Origin of the sequence: Pseudoalteromonas sp. SR41-1 (assembly GCF_014164015.1) — a bacterium.
Taxonomy (GTDB): Bacteria; Pseudomonadota; Gammaproteobacteria; order Enterobacterales; family Alteromonadaceae; genus Pseudoalteromonas; species Pseudoalteromonas distincta.
Window position 1 is genome coordinate 98,445 of the sequence record NZ_JACJEK010000009.1, and the last position, 19,034, is coordinate 117,478.

Annotated in this window: 16 protein-coding genes; 5 read left to right on the forward strand and 11 right to left on the reverse strand. The window is 39.5% G+C overall.

The window, feature by feature from the left end:
• The first annotated feature begins 58 nt into the window (after positions 1-58).
• A complete protein-coding gene (locus tag H5118_RS09810) occupies positions 59-844 on the forward strand; it encodes a putative porin (RefSeq protein WP_182748675.1) in 786 nt (261 codons plus the stop codon).
• Between the two features lie 69 nt (positions 845-913).
• Here the strand turns inward: H5118_RS09810 and H5118_RS09815 are convergent, their stop codons facing one another.
• Positions 914-2,401, reverse strand: a complete 1,488-nt coding sequence (locus tag H5118_RS09815; RefSeq protein WP_182196875.1) for a dipeptidase — start codon at positions 2,399-2,401, stop codon at positions 914-916.
• Between the two features lie 336 nt (positions 2,402-2,737).
• Between H5118_RS09815 and H5118_RS09820 the strand changes: the two genes are divergently transcribed.
• Positions 2,738-2,929, forward strand: a complete 192-nt coding sequence (locus H5118_RS09820) for a DUF2986 domain-containing protein (protein WP_024597023.1) — start codon at positions 2,738-2,740, stop codon at positions 2,927-2,929.
• 2 nt (positions 2,930-2,931) lie between these two features.
• On the opposite strand, the gene H5118_RS09825 is transcribed toward H5118_RS09820, so the two are convergent.
• The 3 genes from H5118_RS09825 to H5118_RS09835 form a co-directional block, all read right to left on the reverse strand.
• Positions 2,932-3,894 (reverse strand): TDT family transporter, encoded by a 963-nt coding sequence (locus tag H5118_RS09825; RefSeq protein WP_182748676.1) that lies wholly within the window; start codon positions 3,892-3,894, stop codon positions 2,932-2,934.
• 211 nt (positions 3,895-4,105) lie between these two features.
• Entirely contained in the window at positions 4,106-6,271 is a 2,166-nt protein-coding gene (locus H5118_RS09830; protein WP_182748678.1) for a TonB-dependent receptor, read from the reverse strand.
• A gap of 133 nt (positions 6,272-6,404) precedes the next feature.
• On the reverse strand, positions 6,405-7,703 hold the full coding sequence (locus tag H5118_RS09835; protein WP_182196878.1) for a PAS domain-containing methyl-accepting chemotaxis protein: 1,299 nt from the start codon (positions 7,701-7,703) through the stop codon (positions 6,405-6,407).
• Positions 7,704-8,063: 360 nt separating this feature from the next.
• On the opposite strand from H5118_RS09835, the gene H5118_RS09840 reads away from it, so the two are divergent.
• The gene (locus H5118_RS09840; RefSeq protein ID WP_024598262.1) at positions 8,064-9,269 is read left to right on the forward strand and encodes an MFS transporter; all 1,206 of its coding nucleotides are present in this window, start codon (positions 8,064-8,066) and stop codon (positions 9,267-9,269) included.
• Between the two features lie 75 nt (positions 9,270-9,344).
• Here the strand turns inward: H5118_RS09840 and H5118_RS09845 are convergent, their stop codons facing one another.
• The 4 genes from H5118_RS09845 to H5118_RS09860 all read right to left on the reverse strand — a co-directional run bounded on the left by H5118_RS09845 (position 9,345) and on the right by H5118_RS09860 (position 14,606).
• The gene (locus H5118_RS09845; protein ID WP_182748679.1) at positions 9,345-10,391 is read right to left on the reverse strand and encodes an NAD(P)-dependent alcohol dehydrogenase; all 1,047 of its coding nucleotides are present in this window, start codon (positions 10,389-10,391) and stop codon (positions 9,345-9,347) included.
• A gap of 142 nt (positions 10,392-10,533) precedes the next feature.
• A complete protein-coding gene (locus tag H5118_RS09850) occupies positions 10,534-11,247 on the reverse strand; it encodes a DUF1499 domain-containing protein (RefSeq protein WP_182748681.1) in 714 nt (237 codons plus the stop codon).
• 107 nt (positions 11,248-11,354) lie between these two features.
• A complete protein-coding gene (locus tag H5118_RS09855) occupies positions 11,355-12,689 on the reverse strand; it encodes a DUF1501 domain-containing protein (protein WP_182748683.1) in 1,335 nt (444 codons plus the stop codon).
• A gap of 9 nt (positions 12,690-12,698) precedes the next feature.
• Positions 12,699-14,606, reverse strand: coding sequence for a DUF1800 family protein (locus H5118_RS09860; protein WP_182748685.1), 1,908 nt, complete (start codon positions 14,604-14,606; stop codon positions 12,699-12,701).
• A gap of 170 nt (positions 14,607-14,776) precedes the next feature.
• Here H5118_RS09860 and H5118_RS09865 point away from each other — a divergent pair, with 170 nt between their 5' ends.
• Positions 14,777-14,992 carry a hypothetical protein gene (locus tag H5118_RS09865; RefSeq protein WP_002958138.1) on the forward strand — a complete coding sequence of 72 codons (216 nt, stop codon included), beginning with the start codon at positions 14,777-14,779 and terminating at the stop codon, positions 14,990-14,992.
• 207 nt (positions 14,993-15,199) lie between these two features.
• On the opposite strand, the gene H5118_RS09870 is transcribed toward H5118_RS09865, so the two are convergent.
• The 3 genes from H5118_RS09870 to hrpB all read right to left on the reverse strand — a co-directional run bounded on the left by H5118_RS09870 (position 15,200) and on the right by hrpB (position 18,542).
• The gene (locus tag H5118_RS09870; protein ID WP_182735964.1) at positions 15,200-15,544 is read right to left on the reverse strand and encodes a hypothetical protein; all 345 of its coding nucleotides are present in this window, start codon (positions 15,542-15,544) and stop codon (positions 15,200-15,202) included.
• Positions 15,545-15,559: 15 nt separating this feature from the next.
• The gene (locus tag H5118_RS09875; protein WP_182748687.1) at positions 15,560-16,024 is read right to left on the reverse strand and encodes a nuclear transport factor 2 family protein; all 465 of its coding nucleotides are present in this window, start codon (positions 16,022-16,024) and stop codon (positions 15,560-15,562) included.
• 91 nt (positions 16,025-16,115) lie between these two features.
• A complete protein-coding gene (hrpB, locus tag H5118_RS09880; protein WP_182748689.1) occupies positions 16,116-18,542 on the reverse strand; it encodes an ATP-dependent helicase HrpB in 2,427 nt (808 codons plus the stop codon).
• A 273-nt stretch (positions 18,543-18,815) separates the two neighbouring features.
• Here hrpB and H5118_RS09885 point away from each other — a divergent pair, with 273 nt between their 5' ends.
• Positions 18,816-19,013, forward strand: coding sequence for a CsbD family protein (locus H5118_RS09885; protein WP_008132353.1), 198 nt, complete (start codon positions 18,816-18,818; stop codon positions 19,011-19,013).
• The last annotated feature ends 21 nt before the right edge of the window (positions 19,014-19,034 follow it).

Here is a 19,034-nt window from a genome sequence, read left to right on the forward strand (position 1 = left end):
GCATTAATATAATACCCATTCTAGTAACAAGTTTACTCGATTATAAGAAGGGATACTTATGCGCTTTTTAATGCCACTCACTTTACTCACACTTAGCTGCACAGCGTCTGTAAACGCTGAGCAGTCAGAATCAAAACAATGGTTTAACTCTATAAACTACGCAAAAATTGATTCTGATTATTACAACGATGATGTGTACGGGCTATCAACTCACTATTACTTTGAGAAGCAGCAAAACTCTGGTGTTTGGGATGATTATGGCTACTTGGATACAGATAGTAATATAGGCTTAAATTATTTTAATTCAGATGGTTACAGTGGAAAAGGTATTTTTGGAGAAGGTTTTTACGGCAATGCTTTTGCAACTTTTGAACTACCTAATATTGGTGATGCCGACAACTATTCACTAGGTTTAGGTTACTTATTTGCTGATTCACTAAAAGTATCTGTACGTATGTTAGATTATGAATATAGCGATACAGATTATTTGTTTAAAGCTCAGTATAATCATGAAATTAACGACACCGACTACATTGGTTTTACTGTTGAAACAGATGATGAAACAGAGTCGTGGGACCTATCATCACGTTACTTTGCCCATCTTTATGATGACAGCTATTTTGCTGTAAATGTTGACTATCTAGATGTTGGCGACGACTCAGTTTTTAATGTGCTCGCAAACTATTACTTCAATAAACATGTTGCAGTCGGTATTGGCTCAAACGACTCTGATTTAGTTATTGAAGGTAAGTACTTTATTAATGATAGCTACTACTTCACTGCTAATTACACTGATAATGATAACTATGATATATACAATCTTAGCTTTGTAGCCCAGTTTTAATAAACACAAAAAAGCCGCCTTGCTGGGTCTGCTCAGTTAACCAAGGCGGCTTTTACTAAACAACTATAACTACATATTACCAAGCTCTATCATCATTGCTGTGTACATACGTAAATTCAGTTCAAGTTGCTCAAGTGTCATAAATTCATGCTCTGAGTGACCTGTGTAGCGCTTACCCGGCATTGAAGGGCCAAACGATACAGCATTATCAAACAGCTTTGCGTTAGTGCCACCACCTATTGATACAAAGTCAGCTTTTTCGTCGCCCGTAAAATGCTTGAAAATATCAAGCAGCTTTTGCGCATGTGGCGCGCCATCAAGTAGCATAGGTGTGCCAATAATTGTTTCTATGTTAGCAAGTGTTACATTGTTAGTAGCTTGCCAATTAGCGAGTGCATCATCAATTTGCTTTTGTAATACAGCTTCGTCTTTACCCATTGGGCGACGTGCATTTACAGCAAGTGTTAGCGCATTACCATCGCGCTCAATAACGGTTGGTGCCACTGTCATTGGGCCCATAAAGTCGTGCTTGTAAGCTATTTCGCCAAATTGTTTACCGTGAATGTCTAAACCAATTAACTGATTCACAAAGTCGATTAGCTCGCCGTCACTGTTATTTTCAAGCTTCACACCTTTAAATAACTCAGCTAAATAAGCAATAGCATTTATACCCGACTCCGGCTCAGATGAATGCGCCGACATACCTTTAACGCTTATTGCTAAACCATTACTTTTTTCACTAAAGTTAAATTCAACTTTATTTAATGTTTTAGCTTTTGCTTTTAATGTATTAATAAGTGCCGCGTCTGCATTGTGAAGCACTAAGCTGGCGTCTTCTGGAATTTGGCTTCTAAACGCACCGCCAGTTACATCCTTTACATATAAACCCGTTTGTGGTGATGTTGCATTAAAAGTAGGTGCAATTAAGCTCCAGCCTTTCTCGGCAACCACTACAGGGTATGATGCATCAATCGTTACTGCATATTTTGGTTGTTCATACGTTTTCATAAATTGAGTAAGCGGACCCCAATCAGACTCCTCAGCAAGGTAAATCATAAGCTCAATACGGTTATTAAGGGTTATGCCTTTATCTTTAATTGCTTTCATGGCGTAAAGCGCTGTTGCTATTGCACCTTTGTCGTCCTCAGTACCACGACCAACTAATTTACCCGGTTCAGATGTATCAATAATAAAAGGGCTTTGTTTCCATTTACTTGCATTAGCAGGTTGCACGTCGCCGTGGGTTACTACCGTTACTTTTTCGCTTTGCTCGCCCATACCAATTAATACGGTGTAGCCTAAATCTTGGTAGTCAAAACCAAGCTCTGCGGCTTTCATTTTTAAAAGTGCTTTAAAGCCAATAAAATCGGGATTTTGAGGAGTGCTAATGTCGCTTTTATTAACCGTCGGAAAAGCCACTAAGTTAGTTAGTGTGTGTATTTGAGCATTTTGGTAGGTATTTACTGCGTAATCGGCAACGCTATCAATATTTTTATTTAACTGCGCATGAGCGCCAAATGCAAATAAAGCAATACTGGCTAAAGCTAACTTTTTCAAAACAATTCCCATTTAATTAATAACTAAGAGCGGTAATTATAACGCTATGAAGTGCCTACTTATAGCTCTTTACGCCAAACACACAGGTAACTTAAGGTAAATAACCGGAACTCTGGATAATAAATCTATCTCAAGCAGCTATTTTCAGCGCTAACTGCGTTGAACTTACTTGCAATAGGCCAGCTATTGACGCGTAAGTTCGCCTTGTTTTCACTGAAAATCTCTGGCTAGAGAAAATAAATTTAAATATCACTATAGTTCAATACGCTGGTAAACCTCTTACCCAGAGTTCATGTTAAATATTTATATAGCAGCTTTTATGAGGATGACTGTATAATGCGCGACTTAAAATTAACAGGGTATTTAATTGTGAACCGTCGTAAAAAAATCGTCACTAAATTTCAAAAAAAAGATAAACGCACTAACGCTAAATTGCATAAAAGCAACAAACCGTCTTATGTATCAAAAGCTGAGCGCGAAAAACTAGCTGAACAAGAAAGTAATGAGCCACAGGCAACCCAAGAGTAGCTTTATGTTACCTGTTGCTTTGATAATTTAAAGTGGCAAAAGTAGCGACCACTTACATAACATACCACTGCCGTGGCAACTATAAGTTCAAACGTGGCTAAGTAATTAACTGTATCTACATATGGCATTGCGAGGTTTATACTTTGCATCCAATCAGCCATTTTAAATAATGCAGTTGCCCCAATAACCATTGGAAATGTAAAAGCAGCGTAGCTCGGCGTAAAAGGTCTGCTTAATAACTTTATAAATAACACATAAACAATCAGTGTTTTTATTATCGCTAATATAAATAATGCCCCCACTATAACAAGTGACGGATTAGCTAAAACATGAAAATACCCCACTAATGTTAAACTGGCTGGTGCTGCTAAAATGGCGAGTGTTGGCTGTATTTCGTAGTCACTTTTTAATGCTAATAAAAAACGATAAAACATAATTGGCAGCATTATAGCGTACGTTGATATACCAATAACTAATGCACTATAAGCTAACCACGCTAATGTCGGATTTCCCGAAAAAGTAACATCTGCAATAATTATCCCCACTGGTGGCACAAACCAGCTAGGCGCCATATCTTCAAAATTAAACTTTTTTGCTCGCTGGTATAAAAAACTCACCAAAAAGGTTAGATGCAACACAAAAGCTAAAACCCACATAATGTCGCCAGCTAATTGGTTAAATTGCCCAACTGAGTTTGAAATAACAAGATTAGCCATTGCAAATGTAGGGATCACACTTCCTGCAACTGGGTGTGCTAAATCGGCTTTTAATAAATGAGGGTGTAGTAAAAACTTAGCAGCCAAAAGTAAAACTAATACGCCAGCTAATACCGCTCCCAAAGATTGCCCTTGGGAGTTTAAATTAAAAACGTTTTCCCATGTCCATCCCATACTAGCAATACCCAAAGCTAAACCGGCCATAGCTGTTGGCGCACCCATCACTTTATTTTTAAATTGCTTAAACACTGTACTTCCTAATCATTGGGTGATGAACAAGTTACTGCTTTTTACTGCATTGCCTTAAAATAACGCTGTAAAATTAGTACAAGCGTGCTTAATAGAACGCTTTTTGCGTACAAATATTTCATAAAAATAAGTTTACGGCTTACATATTAAAGCGTATGAAAAAAGCCATAACACAGTTATGGCTTTTACTTTATTTTAAAATTTAATTTAGTTAAAACGCGTAACTAATGCTTACATTAAATGAACGACCCTGCCCAGCAAGTTGTTCAAACCCGTTGCTGCTATCTTGTTTAAGTGCTGCAATACTTACGCCGCCTAGTGGGAGTTGGTAGTACTCATCAAACACGTTACTCACTTCTGCGCTTAGCGTTAATGAATCCCATGTGGCTTTAGAGCTTAAATTAACCAAGCTGTAGCTGTCTGTTTGGTTTTCAAAACGATTATTATCTACACGGCTTTTATTATCGACCCACTGCCAAGATAATGCGTTTTCAAACCGACCCATTTGCTGGCTAATACCTAGCTGGGTCTGCAGTGGTTTAATTTGATAAAGCGGCTGGTTAGTATCGTCGCGCTTGCCTCTCGTATTAGTAACATTAGCGTGTAACTGCCAGTTACCTAAATCCTTAGATTCATAAATGTTGGCTGTTAAATCTATTTTTGCACCATATAAAATGGCATCTACATTAGTAAACTGCAAAATATTACGCGCTGTGTTGTCCAAGTCATAACTATTGAAGCTTCTTACAATATCAGCATCAATATAGTCGCTCACATCGGTATACCACACATTGGTACTTAATCGCCAACCATCATCTTTAGCCGATTTAATATAAGTAGCACTTATTGTATGCGCAGTTTCAACGTCTAAATCAGGGTTACCAATATAGCCACTACCATCGCCATACCAACCAATCATGGTGGTTGCCATGGTGCTTACACCCCAACTGTATCGCTCGTATAAATTGGGCGCGCGGTTTTTACGGGCAAGACCAAATTGCAGCTCATCAAAATTTGTTATTTGGTAATTAATTAATAAGTTAGCATCAACTATGGTGTCGGTTTTATCTCTGTCTCCAGCATTAAAGTTCTGTGCAGCAATGCTATTATCTGTAGACGTATCGCTCATGGTCATACTTTCCATACCCCCCATGTCGCTCATATCGCCCATATCCATCATGCTCATACCGTCGTTGTAAGGCTGAACCTCACCTACTTGGGTATTAACACTTTCAATACGTACACCTGCGTTTAGCCACAGTTTTGTATTTATTTGGCTCTCATATTCAGCAAATGCTGCTATGCGCGCTCGTTTGCCATTATTTATATTTACGTAATCGTTTGGTCCCATCATGGTTGAGCCTTCAATACCTGGCCACCAATCATCAATGCGGTAATGGTAATATTCTTGAGCGAGTAAAATACTGCTGCTTTTATTAAGCGCGATACGCCATTTAAGCTGCGTACTTATATCTTGTGCATCGGTTTTCATTGGCATCATGCCTGTTTTTTCTTGGCTAAAAAAACCCATTTCGTGCTTTACACTGTGCCAATTAACTTGCCCTTCAAGCTCGCTGTTATCAAAAGAGCGTTTGTATTGAGCTATTGCACCGTAACTGGTGTTATCGGTCATATCCATATACTGATTTGCAAATCCCTGATACGGGATTTTTTGATGTGTTAGCTTTATCACTAATTGCTGTTTATCATCGCGCATAGCTGCGGTTAAACTATGATTTTGTGCTCGATACAATGTATCTAATACTACATCGCCGTTACCGTCTTCATAACTATCTGCGTCACTAAACGAACCCTGATAATTAAGGCTAAGCGTGTCACTTGCTAAACGTGCACCAACGCCAAGTTTACGTCCGTTATCAACGCTACTGTACTTTGCTGACACATAACCTGAGTGCCAACCTAATTCATTGCTATCGCTATACTGTGGTGAAATAGAATTAACGCTTATTACGCCAGCAATATTATCGCCGCCCGCACTCACTGGCGACACGCCTGCAACCACATTATAAGACGTAATTTGATTAGCCGAGATATATGAAAGTGGCGGGTTCATATGATTAGCGCATGCAGCGGTTACATCTGCGCCATCAATTAACACTTTAACTCTGTCGCCCATTAAACCATTTAAAATAGGTAAGTTAGATACGCCGCCCGCAGCTGAAAAGTCGACACCTAAATCACTTAATAACGATTCTGACGAACCAAGTGCTAAGTGCTTATTTTGAGCATGTCCGTGTACTTCAATTACTTCTAAAGACGTATCGTCGGCAAATGCAAAAGTAGATAGCACACCGCTAATAAAAAGTGCGACAGGGGAAAGTAAGTAAGTTTTTTGAGTTTTGCTTTTATAAACCATTGTTAATTTATGCCACTGTAATAATTGGCGTAATTATAGTGTGAACTGCAAAAGCAAAAGCGCGACATATTGTCGCACTTTATCAATTTTGAATGTTGTTAGGCGTGTTTAATCTAAAAGGTCATATAATAAATTAAGTATTTAACTCAGCGACTGTTTGAGAAACAATATCAGCCCCTCGCTCAATCTCTTTAATAACCTCAGATACATTCGCAATAAGCTCTCGGCCTTGCTCTGAAGAGTCTGAAACCGACGTAATTTGCCTTGATATATCATTAGTGAGCTCTTGGTTATTTTTAACAACGGTCGCTATTTCATTAGTTGAACTACTCGTACTGGCTGCAAGTTGCCTTACTTCGTCAGCTACTACAGCAAAACCTCGACCGTATTCACCAGCACGTGCAGCTTCAATAGCAGCATTGAGTGCAAGTAAATTAGTTTGATCAGCAATGCTGCTGATTGTAGAAACAATGGAGCCTATTACAGCTGATTGTTCATTAAGATTTTTAATTAAATCAACTGACTTAAGAACTTGGCTTACAATGGCATCTGAGTTTGCAACAGAACTTTGTAGTATCTCAGAACCTTTTTTAGCGGTTTGCGCTGTAGCTACCGCCGATTCATACGCGATTGCAGCGGCTTCAGTCACTGCATTATTATTGTGTATACGATCAGTAATATTTGATGCAAACTTAATTATTTTAATTACATTACCTTTGCTATCTAATATTGGGTTATAAGTAGCTTCTAGCCAAATTTCTGAACCGTCGGCGGCAATACGTTTAAATTTTCCTGACTTAAACTGCCCCTGCGCTAATTCATTCCAAAAGTGTGGGTTTTTCTCATAAAACACTTCAGTACAAAACATTTTATGATGTTTACCTACAATATCTTTTAAGCTGTAGCCTACTGTCGCTAAAAAGTTTTGATTTGCGCTTAAAATATTACCTTGTGGGGTAAACTCTATTGTAGCCAATGCTTTATCGAGTGCACTAGCTATGGCTTCTTGTGCCTTTCGTTGTATATAACTAGTCGTAATATCAGAGGCTATTTTAATCACTTTAGTGACTACGCCATGCTCTTCTACAGGAAAGTAAGTTGCCTCAAGCCAAAGCTTATCGCCATTAGCTTTGTATCTTAAAAACGATCCTGATTTAGAATCTCCGGTTTTTAATGCTTGCCAAAATTGGCTATATTCATCTGACTTTGCATATTCAGGTTCGCAAAACATGCGATGATGTTTGCCAATTATTTGCTCTTTGCTGTAGCCTACAGTAGCTAGAAATAACTGATTTGCGTCTAATATTATTCCTTCAGGTGTAAACTCTATATAAGCCACATGCTTGTTAATTGCCGACAAGATAGACTGTTTTTGAATTAATTGAAGCTCCATTTCTTCAATTTTTGCGTTTCTTTTAGAAATACCAAACATATAAAAACCTTAAGGAGTAAATTAGTAAAAACATTAGCAGAATAACGTTAAACAAATATGTAACTATACTGTAAATATAAGCTCTAAATAACCTTTCGGCGAATATTTAACACCTTATAGATGCATGCTTTATAAATAGTTTTTTTATTTTATAAATTTTAAGTAGTATTTACTTCTAATTAACATTTAAAAAACCTAACAAAAACACTAATTTATGCATGACTCTGTACTTTTTTTAACTTAAAATAGCACTCTCACAGACTACCCTCTCACACCAAAATTTAAGCATACATATAATATTTTCTATTCAGAATTTATTGTGCTGTTTCACTTTTAAAATTAAATCTTAAGGGATCATCTATGACATCAGATGTAACGTCGGCATCTAGTCAACTTAACAGAACCGCTATTTTACTCGTATTAGCACTTGGCACATTTATTTTAGGATTATCTGAGTTTTCGATGATGCCTATGCTGCCACTAATTAGCGAAACATTTGGATCAACGCCCTCACAAAGTGGTTACGCAATTAGTGCTTACGCCATTGGTGTTGTAGTTGGCGCCCCTATTTTAATGCTTACCACTGCTAATATGAGAAAGCGCAAAGCATTGCTCATTTTTATAAGCTTAATGTTTATCTCAAACGGGTTAAGCGCGATGGCAACATCGCTTGAGCAGCTTGTAATATTTAGATTTTTAAGTGGCTTACCTCATGGTGCATATTTTGGTGCTGCTATTTTATTAGCATCAGATATTGCCCCAAAAGGTAAGCGTGCAAGCTTTATGTCTAAGGTGTTTATGGGTTTAACTGTGGCTACTATTGTTGGCGTGCCTATAGTTACACTTGTAGGTCAAAATTTAAGTTGGCGTTATTGTTTAGCTGGCGCTGCAGTACTGGCCTTTATTGCTTTTGTTTTTGTTTATAAAGTAGTGCCTAGTATCGATAACGCTAAGCCTTCTAACTTACTAAACGAGTTTGGCGTACTTAAAAATAAACTGGTTTGGTCCATTTTGGGTATTGTAATTATTGGCTTTGGCGGAGTGTTTTGTATTTATACTTACATTGCCGACACCATATTAGTGGTAACAAAAACAGCTCCGTATACTATTTCTATCGCAATGGTAATGTTTGGTATCGGTTGTACACTCGGTAACTATGTACTGGGTAAAGCTGCCGATAAATCAGCAATTAAAACGACTGGCCTTGCGCTTGTATGTACTATTGTATTTGCCTTTGCATATGTAACGGCAAGCCATAATATTTGGGCTCTTTACGCGGTGATCTTCTTTATTGGTTGCAGTGTGGGCTTGGCTACGCTGATTCAAACGCTTTTAATGGACGTTGCGCCCGAAGGCCACGCTATGATTGGTGCCTTAGTACAGTGCGCATTTAATACTGCCAATGCTATAGGTCCTTGGGTTGGCGGAATAGCAATAGCGCAAGGTGCTGCACCTAATCAAACAGGTTACGTAGCAGCTGCATTGTTTTTAGGTGGTTTGGGTATGTGGCTATTAAGTTACTTACAACTAAACAAACAGCAACCAACAGCGCAAGCTACTAATTAACTGAGTTCGAGTTAATTTAAAATACAAAAAGAGCCGCTAATTAGCGGCTCTTTTATTTTTAATTTACCTAGTAAATTAAGCGTTTAACGATGCCATATCAATAACAAAGCGGTATCGTACGTCTGACTTTTCCATACGCTCGTATGCCGTGTTAATTTCGTCAATGTTGATCATTTCGCACTCAGGTAGCACGTTATTTTCACCACAAAAGTCGAGCATTTGTTGCGTCTGTGCAATACCACCAATAAGTGAGCCTGCAATACGACGGCGACCCATTAATAATGGCACCGTGCTTAGCTCATCCACTGGACCAACTTGGCCAACAATAACTAATGTACCATCTACATCAAGTAGCGGTGTGTAAATAGATAAATCATGTTTTACAGGGACTGTATCTATAATGACGTCAAAGGCAGATTGCGAGTCTTTCATTTCGTCATCATTAGATGACACTAAATAGTGCTGAGCGCCTAATTTAACCGCATCATCTTTTTTAGACTCACTACGGCCAATTACCGTAACGCTTGCACCCATTGCAACTGCATTTTTAACGGCCATGTGACCAAGCCCACCTAGACCAACAACACCAACACGGCTACCTTTTTTTACGCCCCACTTATGAAGTGGCGAATACGTAGTAATACCTGCACAAAGTAGCGGTGCAACGCGTGAAAGGTCTAAATTTTCTGGTACAGAAAGTACAAATTCTTCGCGTACAACAACATGTTTAGAATACCCACCTTGGGTCATTTCACCACTAACGCGGTCTTTGCCTGCGTACGTACCAACCATGCCTTCGCGGCAAAATTGTTCTTCGTCGTTATCACATTGATCGCAACTTTGGCACGAATCAACCATACAACCCACAGCAACTGTGTCGCCTTGCTTATATTTTTTAACGTCGCTACCTACCGACATAACTTTACCAACAATTTCGTGCCCAGGTACTAGCGGATAGTTACTGCCACCCCAATCATTTCGTACGGCGTGTAAATCTGAATGGCACACACCACAGTATAAAATTTCAATTTCTACATCGTTATTTCGTAAATCGCGGCGCTCAAAAGAAAACTCTGTCAATTCAGAACCTTGGCTTTTTGCTGCATATCCTACTGTTTTCATAATAACTCCATAGTGGTTAAAAATTTAAATCATCAACAGCATAGTCCATAGCCCGTGAATAGAACCTGACAATATAAAATAGGCACAAAAAAGCCCAAACAGTGTTTGGGCTCAATCGTTAGTACTAGGGCGCTAAACTTAATTATTTTGCAAGTAAGCTGTTTAGTTCATTAATAATTGAATGAATGCGCTCTGCATTTTTTCCTAAATCACTACGCCCTACTCGCGATTTACTACGAATATCAACAAAACGTTGGCTGCCTTCATCTTTAATACGAATGACCACATCGTCTTTAAAACCGAACCATGTTGTTGTATCAGTCGCCTCAACAATACCCGTAGCCGTATTTGCACTTACCACTGCAAAGCCAAGATTTTTAACTGCTTGTTCGCTTGCTGTCATTAAATCGGCTTTAGATTGTGCAAAGCTTAACGTTGCCAGTTCAGGGTATGCTTTGCGTTGCTGTACTGCCGTTTCTTCACCCGCGTACTCTACTGGATTTGGTGCTTCAGCACGAAGTGGCGCAATTGCTACAAATTTTGGTGGGTTAACTAAATCTGTTGAAATATCATGAATTGCCGGTACGCTTTTAGCTTTGTTCATCATGTTAAGTGGCATAGCAATAGCCACAACCGAAAACACAAGCGCAATAACACCACTGCTTAGCGTTAACGTTTTACGCATAAATAACGCTTGTACTATAAGTAGCACCAATGCAGCGCCACCAGCGTAAACACCAAATTTAAAACCAGCAAACGCAGTTCCTAGCTCTACAATACCAAATTTATACAAAGGCCCTGGCAGTATGACGAGTAAAAAGGCGATTAGACTAACTAAGCTCACTAAAACTTTCATTTTATGATTCCTATATTGTGTGATTTTTTATTATTAAAACAATTAAGCACTATTAAACAGTAGCTTATACTACTAACAAGCGCTTTTAGATTACTATTAGCGACTAATTACACAAAAAAGTCCAATGTTGTGTGATCAAAGTTACTCAAGTTTGGAAAAATATCAACAAGCTCAGAGCTTGGCACACCAAACCACTGAGCCAATGTGGCAAAGTACTGCTCATTAGCAACACTTGGAATTAAACGCCCGCCACCGGTATCTTGTGCGCCATCCAAATGTTGAGTTAATAGCTCGCCATATATATTGCCGCCTTTTACTGCGCCGCCCATTACTATTTGGTTCCCTGCCCAACCATGGTCAGTGCCATCGCCATTTGAGGTCAACGTGCGACCAAAATCAGACATAGTAAACGTAGTCACTTTATCAGCCATATCAAGCTCTTTCATCGCACTATCAAATTCACTTAACCCTTGAGCTAACGTATTTAATAAAGCAGGGTGCGTTGTTAATTGGTTGTCGTGGGTATCATACCCCCCCATAGAAACAAAAAACACTTGGCGTTGAGTACTCAACTTTGCCTGTACGCTAATTGTTTTAGCGACTGCGGCAAATTGCTCACTAAGGCTATTATCGCTAAATGGGGTAATAAGTGCAGGCGCGCTTTCTAACGCGCTGTTCATTGCTTGAGTGTTATTTATCGCACTTGTTAAGCCATTGGCATAAGCTGTACTTAACGGATGGCTCGTATTGCCTAGTAAGCGGTTCATAATAGCGGTTACGTGCTCGCTACGAGGTTGATACCCTCCAAACGCGTTAATACTACTAATGCCGCTTTTGTTAAGCGCAAATGCATTGCTAGCACTTCCCGTTTGCCATAAATTAGTACCGTCGAGTGATACATTAGCTGCAAACTCATCTTGTAACTCTAAACGCTCTAAAAGTCGTGCGCCCCACCCGCTATTAAGTGATTGTTTTTCTCGACCATACATCCACGCAGCTTGCTGATCGTTATGCGAAAACAAATGCTTAGGCAAACCTATTGTTTTATAGTCATTCAATGTTGTGGGAGCGAGTAAAGTACCTACCCCGCCTATAAATGCTAAATTTTGGGATTCAAACACATTTTGTATGGGTTCAAGTGAAGGGTGAATACCTACGCCACCAGCAAACTGGCTTTTAATGCTTAGCTCAAGTGGGCTTTCTACCGCTAGGTTTTGCCTGCTTTGCTCGTACAAACTCCGTTGCTCGCCTTCAAGCGGAACGAGCATATTTAACGAATCATTCCCCCCGTATAAATACACACACACTAATGCTTTATAATCACCTAGCTCAACGGCATTAGTCGCTCCAGTTAATGCTTGTAATTGCAGGCTCGTTAACGCGGCAGCCGATACGCTGCCTTTTACACATAACGACAAAAACTCTCTTCTATTAATGCTCATTATGCGCTCCTAATTCTGCACGTTAAATTCAGGTGAAATAGCAATCATATATAATAAATACGAAACCCGTTCACGGTATTGCTCTTCACTAAAGTAGGCATCTAAATCAAGTAATGCTTGGCGTGTGCCACTGCTCATTGCGCCTGCAAAATATAACGTGTTGTACTGAGTTAATAGGGCGCTAACACCGTTTTTCTCTAAAACATTCATGTCGTCTTGAATATAAACATAAATACCATTTGAATTTAAATCACTGTGTGCTTCAGCGGTACTCCACACTAAACTTGCGTAAAGCGCGTTCATGGTGCCAATCAGTGTCGCATCGTTTGCTATTTGTAACTCTGGCGCAACAATACCTTCATTTCGCAAAGCTGCGGTTTGATAATCAGGCCTAAAAAAGTTAAATACCGAAGCCGACTGCATGGGTCCTTGCCCGTAGCTATTTATTAAATTCCATGTTTTATAATAACCCGCTGGCGATTTAGCATCGAGATTTCGCCAAAACTGTACGGTTTTTAAAATAGGCTCTTTAATTTTACCTTGATAGTTGAGCACTGAGCCAAAATGCCGTGCTTCATCATCTAAATATATAGCCTTTACTACAGCCGCTAAATCGCCGCGTACACCGGCGCCATTGTCAACAAACACATTAGCTACTCGTTCAACGTATTGGGGGGTTGGATTTGACGTAATTAATCGCTGAATAAGTTGCTTAGTAATAAATGGCGCAATATTTTGATGATTAAATAAATTATCGAGCGCTATTTGCATTGACTCTTCTGCGGCGTAACCTTGTGGTATAACCTCGCCATTTAGTAAGGTTTTTTGTTTACTAGAATGGTACTCGTCAAATGCTTCCATTGATTTAATATAGTCACGACTTTTACGCTTAAATGTTTCACTATCGGCAAACGTCCAACCAGTAAATACGCGTGCAAAACCCTCTATTTCGACCTGTCCGTAAGTAGCAATAGTATTACCTTGTGCATCAAGCTTGGCGCTGCCATCTAGGTTTAGCTCTTCAAGGCCAATAGTAAATAACTGCATTACTTCACGTGCGTAATTTTCGTCTGGGCGAATATTAAGTGCATCGTCTGCTTTTTCGTTACCCAAATGGCTTAAGTAAGTTCCCATAATAGGCGAAAGCGTGACATCTTCGAGTAAGTCACGATAATTACCAAAGGCATGCTTTAGTAGCAAATCGTAATAAGTGATCATGCCCTCAGGTTGGCCTCTTAAGGCACTGTTTTCATCCGACACTACTAATATTTCACTTAACGCAAATGCAACACGTTGACGAAGTTGATCGTCACTTTGCATTACTGCCTTCCACCATGCGTCTATGCGGCTTATGTATTTAAAGTCATCATCGTCATTTAACTTTACTAAATAATCACGGTGATAATTAATAGGTAGCGCTATTTGTTTATCAAGCCATTGCTGCTCGCTTAAACCTTGTGCGTTTTGTATTTCACTAAGCTTAGGTCCCATTGTTGCTTGGTGTAGTAACCGTGCGGCGCTAATGTCATCCATATTATTACGTGCAGTAAAGCTTAGCGTTTTTACACTGCTTGCCCCTTCGTTATCGGTTGCTGTTACCGAAAAAGCATAATCAACAGGCTTATAACTTTGCGCATTTAGCAGTGTTACTGAAGTAGTTGTTGCCTCTAAAGGCCCACTAATTAGTTCAGGCCCTTGCGTTTGTTGCCACACAACAGATGTAATAGTGCCGTCTTTATCACTGGCTGTTGCTGTTAGCTCAATTGTTTGGCCTTTACTTAATTCACTAGGAATATCAGCGACTGACAAAATGGGGATTTTATTTCCGTTAACGGTTGGCGTATCATCGGAGCCTGAACCACCGCAAGCGCTTAGTATAAAAACCGAGCTTGCGATAAGAGCAAATTTATAATGCATGTAAAGTCGTCATCATTTGTTAATTAAAGTACGTTAGTGTGTACCGAGTTTAATGCATTTATTGAAACACAAAATTTACAATTTAACTCTTAATTTTTTGTAACCGAATCATGAACGCCCCATTAATAATGCGCTAGCAGCTGGGGTAAACAGCCAGAGCTTTATTATTTATGAAAACAGAAATTCGCTATTGTTTTGAATCTTCACAAGTTGCTAACCGATTTTTACACGAGCTCAAAGACTGGCCGGTTAACGATGTAAAAACACGACTTTTTAATGGCGGCGATAGTGTAAAAGTGACATACGAATACGACGAAAGTGGTTTTGATTACACTTGCGCCGAACTTGATGACCTTGCACAGAGCCATGGCGGGAAAGAGGTTTAGCAGGCAGTAACATAAAAGTAGCGCCTATTCTTATAATAAAAGCCAAGATCATGCCGATACTCTGCATTTAGCTGTATAGGGTGCTTTACAAAAATTAACTACCATAAAAAATAGCTATGTATAAATAGCCTTACTGTATAAAAAGCGCCATTGATACAGTGCTTCAATGGCGTAAAATTATATTTTTAGATAGAAAAAAAGCTGAAACTATTTCGCTACCGAAACTTCCACTTTCGATGAAGATGAACTCGCAAGATCCAGTACTTCATAATAATTTAAGCCATCAATTTTTTTACCAATAATAAAATAATTCATTTCATTCATCATGGTTGGGTCGCCTAAAACATCTTCTGCGCTTTGCACATCAGAAAATTGAATTGCAATTAAGGCGCCTATAAAGCGCATTAAATCTTGAGATTTTAATGTCTTTAAAACTTTGTTAACTCCCGCCTGAGTTGACTCAGGTGTAGAACCATCAAATCTAAAATCACTTTTTGTACTAGCGCATGCACTAAGCATTAATATTGATAGTGCGATAAGTAAATGTTTCATATATATCCTTATTTGTTATTCGTGGTACTTGCGGATCATCGCCACTTTACCATTTTCAACTTCAATCACTTCCATCATTGTGGAGGTGTATTCTATTGGCTGCTTACTTTGCGGGTGAATGCCCTTTGCATGACTCTTATAACGAATAGCAAAGCCTGTATCATTAAACACAAATGTATTAAGCAGTGCGCTTTCAAACAACGTGTGCGCACCTAAGTAAAAACTCATACCTTTGCGCATCTGCTCTTTGCCATCAGGAGTACGTGAGTCATCCGGTTGATACTGAATATGCTGATTACCAATATCATCGGTTAACAATGCAAGATAAGCCTCAAGCTCTTTAGCACCTGCGTTAGGTGCTTGTGTTGCGGTCATTGTTTTATAGTATTGCTGCGCAAATGCATTTAAGTCGAGTGGCTTTTCAGCATAAGCCGAAAAAGCAGTTACTAGAGCCAAACCTAACGTTAAAAGTAACCTCATTGACTATTCCCTGTAGTTAAAAATATTTTATAGGTACATTACCTTAGTAAGTTCAATAATCAAACAAAATCAGTTTTAAGTAAATTAACACCTACATTTTGCTCTTTACTCTATTTGTTGCAACGCTGTTGGCTGGGTCGTCTGGCCAAAAATGTTTAGGGTAGCGGCCTTTCATTTCCTTTTGCACATCGCGGTAACTGCTAGCCCAAAAGTGGGCTAAATCTTGAGTAAGTTGCAATGAACGTTTACCTGGCGATAGCAGCTCCATAAGCAATGGCAATTTACCGTTGGCAAGCATAGGCGTACTGGTCAAGCCGTAAACTTCTTGCATACGCACGCTTAGCTTTGCGGGGCCATCAAGTTGGTATTCTATTTTTATATTTGAGCCACTGGGCACCGTTAAGCGCAAAGGTAACAAAGCTTTTAACGTGGTTTGTTGTTGCCAATCAAAGCAGTTTTGTAATGCTTCAAAGTAGTTAAACTTTTTAAGCTGCGTGAGCGTTTTAATATCTTCTAAAAACACGCCTAGCCACTGCGCTGCATTTTGAATAAGTTGTTGCTCGTTTATTTGCGGGAATTTATCGGGCATTAAATTACTTGCTAGGCTCATACGTATCAGCAATTGTTGCGCATCAGGTTGCTCGTTAAATAATGCAAAACCGTGTTTAGCAAATAAGTTAAGCCACGCTTTAGCACGCTCGCTCTTATCTAGTTTTTGTTTACTAGGCTGGCTGCTGAGCGTTATAGCCCCGAGCTTTACTTCATCTTGGTGAATAAAGCGCGCTGATTTTTCATCAAACTCACAACGAGTAAGTTCACTAAATAAATGCGGTAAAAATTCTTGTAACTCAAATGGGTTAAGCGCGGTGGCTGCAAATATACGCCCACCTTTGTGCCCGCCCATGGTTGCTATAGCTAAGTAATCGTCGTTGTGCCAGTAATCGGCATTTAACTCAGCACCAGCACCATTGGCAAGTAAATAACCATTACCACGTTTTTTAGCGATGCGATCGGGGTATGCCAATGCCACCAGCAAACTTATATAATGCGTATTTAATTCGCTGTTTTCGTCTTTTACTTTTAAGCGGCTTTGCCAATATTTTAACTGTTGTTTAAATACCGGATGCGGACGTTGCTGCTGGCTATGCAGCGCTAAGCTCAACTCGTTTGCACTATTTACTCGGCTCTCAAGTAATGCCACTAAATAAATAGCGAGCCTAAAAATACCAGGGAGTTGGTCATCAAGTATTTGTGCTTTTAATAGCATATGCGCCAAACGAATATCAGCACCAAAACCTAACATTTTACTGCCAAGCGGTGTGAGCTTACCTTTGCTATCAATAGCTTCTAGCATGTTAAGCAGGTTACTTGCTTGCTCACATTGTTGTTCAGTGGGCTTATCGAGCAAGGTTAGCTCATCAATACTGGCTCCCCACTGCTTTGCCTCAAGCATAAGCTGGCTTATGTCTGATGTGAGTATTTCGGGATTGTCGTGGCTATTACGTCGCTCAAAGGTTTGCTTTGAGCCAATTCGATAAACAATACCCGGCTCTATTCGCCCTGCACGCCCAGCGCGCTGCACAGCAGACGAGCGCGATATACTTTGTGTTGTGAGCTCAGTAACCCCTGTTTTTAAATTAAAGGTGGCTGCACGGCGCTTGCCGCTGTCAATTACAATGCGTATGCCCTCAATAGTTAAACTAGTTTCGGCTACATTGGTGGTAAGCACTACTTTGCGCATGCCGTTAGGTGCAGGGGCAATAGCAGTTTGCTGATTAGCTTTATCTTGCTCGCCAAATAGCGTTGCAACTTGGCAGTTACTGGGTAAATCGCTCAGTGCTTGTTGCACGCGTAATATCTCAAACTGCCCAGGTAAAAATACCAATGCGCTACCTGTTTGCTCATTAAGTGCTTGTTTTACTATGTTAGGAATTGCATCAAGCCAGCGACTTTCATCTTTTATGGGTATGTATACTTCATCTATTGGATAGCTGCGACCGCTTGATTGAATTACAGGGCAGTCAAAAAAAGCTGTATAGCGCTCAGTATCAAGAGTTGCCGACATAAGCATGATGGTTAAATCTTCACGTAGCGCACTTTGGGTCTCGAGCGCAAAGGCAAGTGAGGTATCGGCTGCAATTGAACGCTCATGAAATTCATCAAATATCAGTAAATCAATATCGCTTAATTCGGGATCGTTTTGCAGCATGCGCGTTAGCATGCCTTCGGTGACTATTTCGAGGCGCGTATTAGCGCTTACTTTACTCTCACCTCTAATCCGCAAACCCACACTTTGCCCAACACTCTCGTTTTGGCACTTTGCTAAGTAACTTGCAATATTACGTGCAGCTAAACGGCGAGGCTCTAGCATTACAATACGTTTAAAATGCCCGTCACGCATGAGTTGTAGCGGCAACCACGTAGATTTACCCGCACCAGGCGGTGCGTGTAATAACGTAATAGGATTACTTTGTAATGTAGTAACGAGTTGTTGATATATGTCTTGAACCGGCAGCACAGCTATTTACCCAAAATTGCTTTGTGTGCATTGTAACAAAAACCAAAAATAAACGCGCCGCTAAAGCTATGTGGTTATAAAGAGCATCATAATCAGAAATAATTACAGACCGCTCTGTATATTTTTTAAGGATGTGCTCACAGCATTAATCATTACTTGCTCAATAAAAACATAACAATATGATTATAAATGAAAAATAAAAATTTAACTTATTGGTACACGCCTTGCTCCTTTTATACTGAACGTTAATTAAATCTAAGTAAGGAGAAACTTATGAACAGCGATCGTATGAAAGGTAATTGGAACGAACTTAAAGGTAAGGCTCAACAAAAATGGGGCGATCTTACTAACGACGATTTAGACAAAATTGAAGGTAGCCGTACAGAGCTAGTGGGTAAAATCCAGCAGCAGTATGGTAAATCTAAAGAAGAAGCAGAGCGTGAAGTTGATGAGTTTGAAAAAACTCACTAATCGCTAACTTCTAAAAAAACC